The 4,573-nt window shown below is 72.0% G+C and carries 5 protein-coding genes; 3 read left to right on the plus strand and 2 right to left on the minus strand.

The window, feature by feature from the left end; genetic code table 11:
- Positions 1-100: 100 nt before the first annotated feature.
- Both ABZU46_RS31060 and ABZU46_RS31065 read right to left on the minus strand, forming a co-directional pair.
- Positions 101-919, minus strand: coding sequence for an anti-sigma factor (locus ABZU46_RS31060; RefSeq protein ID WP_354863258.1), 819 nt, complete (start codon positions 917-919; stop codon positions 101-103).
- Positions 873-1,475 carry a sigma-70 family RNA polymerase sigma factor gene (locus tag ABZU46_RS31065; RefSeq protein ID WP_354863259.1) on the minus strand — a complete coding sequence of 201 codons (603 nt, stop codon included), beginning with the start codon at positions 1,473-1,475 and terminating at the stop codon, positions 873-875. Before ABZU46_RS31065 ends, ABZU46_RS31060 begins: the two co-directional genes overlap by 47 nt.
- Positions 1,476-1,705: 230 nt before the next feature.
- Here ABZU46_RS31065 and ABZU46_RS31070 point away from each other — a divergent pair, with 230 nt between their 5' ends.
- From ABZU46_RS31070 to ABZU46_RS31080, 3 genes are all read left to right on the plus strand, one after another.
- Positions 1,706-2,536 carry a DUF4397 domain-containing protein gene (locus tag ABZU46_RS31070; protein ID WP_354863260.1) on the plus strand — a complete coding sequence of 277 codons (831 nt, stop codon included), beginning with the start codon at positions 1,706-1,708 and terminating at the stop codon, positions 2,534-2,536.
- A complete protein-coding gene (locus ABZU46_RS31075) occupies positions 2,533-3,192 on the plus strand; it encodes a class F sortase (RefSeq protein WP_354863261.1) in 660 nt (219 codons plus the stop codon). The genes ABZU46_RS31070 and ABZU46_RS31075 overlap by 4 nt, the downstream gene beginning before the upstream one ends.
- 107 nt (positions 3,193-3,299) lie before the next feature.
- Positions 3,300-4,475 carry a cysteine desulfurase family protein gene (locus tag ABZU46_RS31080; RefSeq protein ID WP_354863262.1) on the plus strand — a complete coding sequence of 392 codons (1,176 nt, stop codon included), beginning with the start codon at positions 3,300-3,302 and terminating at the stop codon, positions 4,473-4,475.
- Positions 4,476-4,573 lie beyond the last annotated feature (98 nt).

Raw genomic sequence — 4,573 nt, forward strand, 5'->3', positions numbered from 1 at the left:
TTGTCACTGTTACACAATAAATTGTGGCCGCCCGGCGCCGGGCGGCCACTTTTTCGTCGGGAGCTGATCGGCGGGCCGGGGAGCTGAGCCGGCCCGCCGATCAGCCCGTCAGGGTGCCTCTCAACAGGCTGTCGCCGGAGTGGCGGGTGTTGTTGTCGTACTTCTCGGCGGAGACGTCGACCACCGAGTAGCTCTTGAGGTCGACGTTCGGAGGCAGGGGCAGCAGAGCGTCCGAGTCACCACCGAGGGTGCCGATCGAGAACATCTCCATGTTCGTCGGGTTGATGAGCCAGACCTCGTAGTACCCAGGCACGCGCGGGAGATTCGCGACGTGCAGATGCAGTTGGCCGTTCTGCAGAATCCGCGCGTCACCCTGGGCCGACTTCGGCGTCGAACCGAAGGCAGTCAGGGGCGCGCTGGCCAGCACCGCGGGCGTCGGAGCGGGCGCCGGCTCGTCCGGGCGCAGCACCGAGACCGTGCCCACCACGCCGATCGCCGCCGCCGCGACAGCGGTCACCGCGGTGGCCGCCCAGCGCGACCAACCGGCACGCCGCCTGGCCCGTGACCTGCCGCCCGATTCGGGGCCCGCGACACCCGACGCCGTAGGCCCGGCCGGCGAGCCGCTCGGCCGTTGCCCGATCGTCGCCTGTTCGGCGGCCTGCTGCCGCCGGGCCTCGGTCAGCGACGGCACGGCCTCGGCCGCCCTGATCTCGGCGGCGATGCCCTGCCAGATGTGCTCCGGCGGGTCGGGCAGGTCACCGAGGCCCTGCGTCTCCACGCCGAGCCCGGCCACCTGCCGCAGGGCCGTCAGCTCCGCGCGGCAGTGCGCGCAGGTGTCGAGATGGGTGCTCTCCCCGTTGTCCGCATCGCTCTCACCGAGCGCCAGAAAAACCAGCCGCTCGTGCTCCAGGTGCTGCACCGTCCACCTCCCATCTGCGTTTCAAGCTCGCCATGCCGCGCCGGATGTGACTCTTCACGGTGCCCAGCGGCACCCCGGTCACTGTGGCTATCTGCTGGTGTGTCAGGTCGTCGTAGAAGGCCAACTCCAGCATGCGTCGTTGGTCGTCGGGCAGGCGTGCCAGCTCGTCCGCGATGACCAGCCGGTCCACCACCCGGTCCGGGTCCGGCGTCGTCTGTGCCGGCTCGGGCAACTGCCGGACCGTCTCCACCACGCGGGTCTCCCGCGCCGTGGCCCGCATCCGGTCGATCACCTTGCGCCGGCCGATGCCGAGCAGCCAGCCGATCAACGACCCCTTGGCCGGATCGAAGGTGTCCCTTCCCAGCCAGGCGGCCACGAACGTCGCCTGCGTCACGTCCTCGGCGTCGGCGCGGTTGGCCAGCATGGACGTGGCCAGGTGGAGTACGGCACGGCCGTAGCGGTCGTACGCCTCGCGCAGCGCCACCTCGTCGCCGGACCGGAACCGGGGCGCGAGGTCGTCCACCGGTGGCTCCGGTTGCTGAGGTAACGCCGTCATCGGGCGTCCAGCCTTCGATGGGGCATACCCGACTGTAGCTGCCACAGCCCTCGCCCCACTCTCCCGGTCGATGTCATCTCACCAGCTCTTCGTCCGCCGGGCCCGATCCGGATGCGGTCGTGGCCGGAAAAAGAAATCGCGTCGAAGGCGCATCCAGCCGTCGCGGAGCCGGCGTAACCCGTTCTGCAAGCCAGGCCTGACGAATCAGCACCAATCACCAGGAGGCAGACATGCAGCTCTCGTACTTCCGTCGGGTCGCCGCGGGCGGCGCCGTCGCCGCGCTGGCCTTCGCCGGCGTCGCCGCGTTCACCGCCAGCCCCGCGTACGCCGCCACCTCGAAGGTCTCGGTCGTGCACGGCATCCCGGACACCCCGGTCGACGTCTACGTCAACGGCAAGAAGACGCTCAACAACTTCAAGCCCGGTGACGTGGCCGGCCCGCTGAACCTGGCCGAGGGCGAGTACGACATCGCCCTCACCAAGCCGGGCGAGCCGATCGGCAGCGCGATCCTCAAGGTCGACAACGCCGAGGTGCCGGGCGGGGCGAACATCAGCCTCGCCGCGCACCTCGACGCCGCCGGCAAGCCGAAGATCACGCCGTTCGTGAACGACGTCTCGAAGGTCGACGCCGGCAAGGCCCGGCTGATCGTCCGGCACACCGCCGCCGCCCCGGCGGTCGACGTGCGTGCAGGTGGCACCCCGGTCTTCAAGGGCCTGACCAACCCGAAGGAGGCCAAGGCCGACGTCGACGCCGGCACGGTGAAGGCGGACGTGGTGCTGGCCGGCACCGACACCGTGGCCATCGGCCCGGCGGACCTCAACCTCAAGGAGGGCACCGCGACGATCGTCTACGCGATCGGCTCCGCCGAGGACAAGACCCTCGACGTGGTGGCCCAGACGATCACCGGCCTGCACTCCGCCCCGGGTGGCGTGCCGAGCGGTGACGGCGGCCAGGCGGGCACCGGCGTGCAGACCTGGTGGTACGCGCTGACCGGTGCCGGCGTACTCCTGCTGCTTGGTGGTGGGGTGCGGATGGCGACCGCGCGGACCGGTCGCAAGTGACGGTGCGCAACCGCGGCGCGCTGGCGGCCCTGGCCGCCGGCGTTGCCGCGCTCACCGTCGCCACCCTGGTGGCGTGCAACTCCCAGCCGGCCGAGAACGTCGGCGCCGAGGAGGCGAGCACGCTGGCCGCCAGCGCGACCCCCTCGGCCGTCGGCGGCGACCCGTCGGTGCCGGTGACCGCCGGCGAGCTGCCCGCCGGCGCCGGGGTCGTCCCTCCGGTCCGGCTGGTGATCCCCGGGATCGACGTCACCGCCACGGTCAACGCGGTCGGCATCAACAAGCGGACCAACGAGTTCGAGGTGCCGCCCAGCGTCGATCAGATCGGCTGGTACCGCTACGGCCCCGGCCTTGAGGCGGGCGCCGGTTCGGTGGTCATCGCCGGTCACGTGGACAGCGCCAAGCAGGGCCGGGGGGCGTTCTTCCGGCTGCGCGAGCTGGACCAGGGCGACACCCTGACCGCGACCGGCAGCGACGGCAAGGCGCGAAAGTACCGGGTCGTCGCCCGGGAGGAGTACGCCAAGACCAAGATCCCGCTGGAGCGGTACTTCGCCCGCGACGGCAAGCCGCGACTGACGCTGATCACCTGCGGCGGGCCGTTCGACGCCAAGGCCCGCAAGTACCGCGACAACATCGTCGTCACGGCGGTGCCCGCCTGACCGGGCGGTCGCGACGTGCCGGGGTGGGGGAATCCCACCCCGGCACCGTCGCATGGAGCCCACTCCGCCCTCCGGCCCCCGACAACTCGGCCGTACGCTGAACGGTGATGGCTTACCTGGATCACGCGGCGACGACTCCGATGCTCGACGAGGCACTGGAGGCGTACGTCGCTACCGCCCGCGAGGTCGGCAACGCGTCCTCCCTGCACGCGGCGGGTCGTCGTGCCCGTCGTCGGGTCGAGGAGTCGCGCGAGCGGGTGGCTGCGGTACTGGGCGCCCGGCCGTCCGAGGTGATCTTCACCGGTGGGGGCACGGAGAGCGACAACCTCGCGGTCAAGGGCATCTTCTGGGCCCGCCGGGGCGCCGGCCCCGACCGCCGACGGGTGATCTCCAGCGCCGTCGAGCACCACGCCGTGCTGGACTCGGTCGACTGGCTGGTCGAGCACGAGAGAGCCGAGGTCGGCTGGCTGCCGGTGGACTCCACGGGCCGTCTCGACCCGGAGGACCTGCGTGCCGAGCTGACCGCGTACGCCGACCGGGTGGCCCTGGTCACCGCCATGTGGGCCAACAACGAGGTCGGCACCGTGCAGCCGGTGGCCGAGCTGGCCGCCGTCGCCGCCGAGTACGGCGTGCCCTTCCACACCGACGCCATCCAGGCCGTCGGCCAGGTGCCCGTCGACTTCGCCGCCAGCGGGGCCGCCGCGCTGACCGTCACCGGGCACAAGCTGGGCGGCCCGATCGGGGTGGGCGCGCTGCTGCTCGGCCGGGACGTGGCGGCCGTCCCCCTGCTGCACGGCGGCGGCCAGGAACGCGACGTCCGTTCCGGCACGCTGGACACCGCCGGCATCGTCGCCTTCGCGGTCGCCGTCGAGACCGCCGTGAAGGGTCAGCAGGAGTACGCGGCCCGGGTGGCCGCCCTCCGCGACGATCTGATCGAGCGGGTCCGCCGGGCGGTGCCCGAGGTGATCTACAACGGTGATCCGACCGACCGGCTGCCCGGCAACGCGCACTTCTCCTTCCCGGGCTGCGAGGGCGACGCCCTGCTGCTCCTGCTGGACGCCCAGGGCATCGCCTGCTCGACGGGTTCGGCCTGCTCGGCGGGGGTGGCCCAGCCCTCGCACGTGCTGCTGGCGATGGGCGCCGACGACGACCGCGCCCGTTCCTCGCTGCGTTTCACCCTCGGCCACACCAGCACCCAGGCCGACGTGGACGCCCTCGTCGCGGCCCTACCAGCAGCGGTGCAACGGGCCCGCCGAGCCGCCGCCCCCCGCACCCCCCGCTAACCCACCCCACACCCCCGGCCGGCCCCCGCCCCCACCCCGTCGATCATGAAGTTATTGCCGACCGTATCGGCGCGTCGTGGCAATAACTTCATGATCGA

The sequence above is a fragment of the Micromonospora sp. NPDC005197 genome, assembly GCF_040608295.1.
Lineage (GTDB): Bacteria > Actinomycetota > Actinomycetes > Mycobacteriales > Micromonosporaceae > Micromonospora.

Excerpts from the sequence above, each read along its gene's own strand:
- ABZU46_RS31080 (WP_354863262.1), top strand. The coding sequence starts at position 3,300 with ATGGCTTACCTGGATCACGCGGCGACGACTCCGATGCTCGACGAGGCA.
- ABZU46_RS31065 (WP_354863259.1), bottom strand. The coding sequence starts at position 1,475 with ATGACGGCGTTACCTCAGCAACCGGAGCCACCGGTGGACGACCTCGCG.
- ABZU46_RS31070 (WP_354863260.1), top strand. The coding sequence starts at position 1,706 with ATGCAGCTCTCGTACTTCCGTCGGGTCGCCGCGGGCGGCGCCGTCGCC.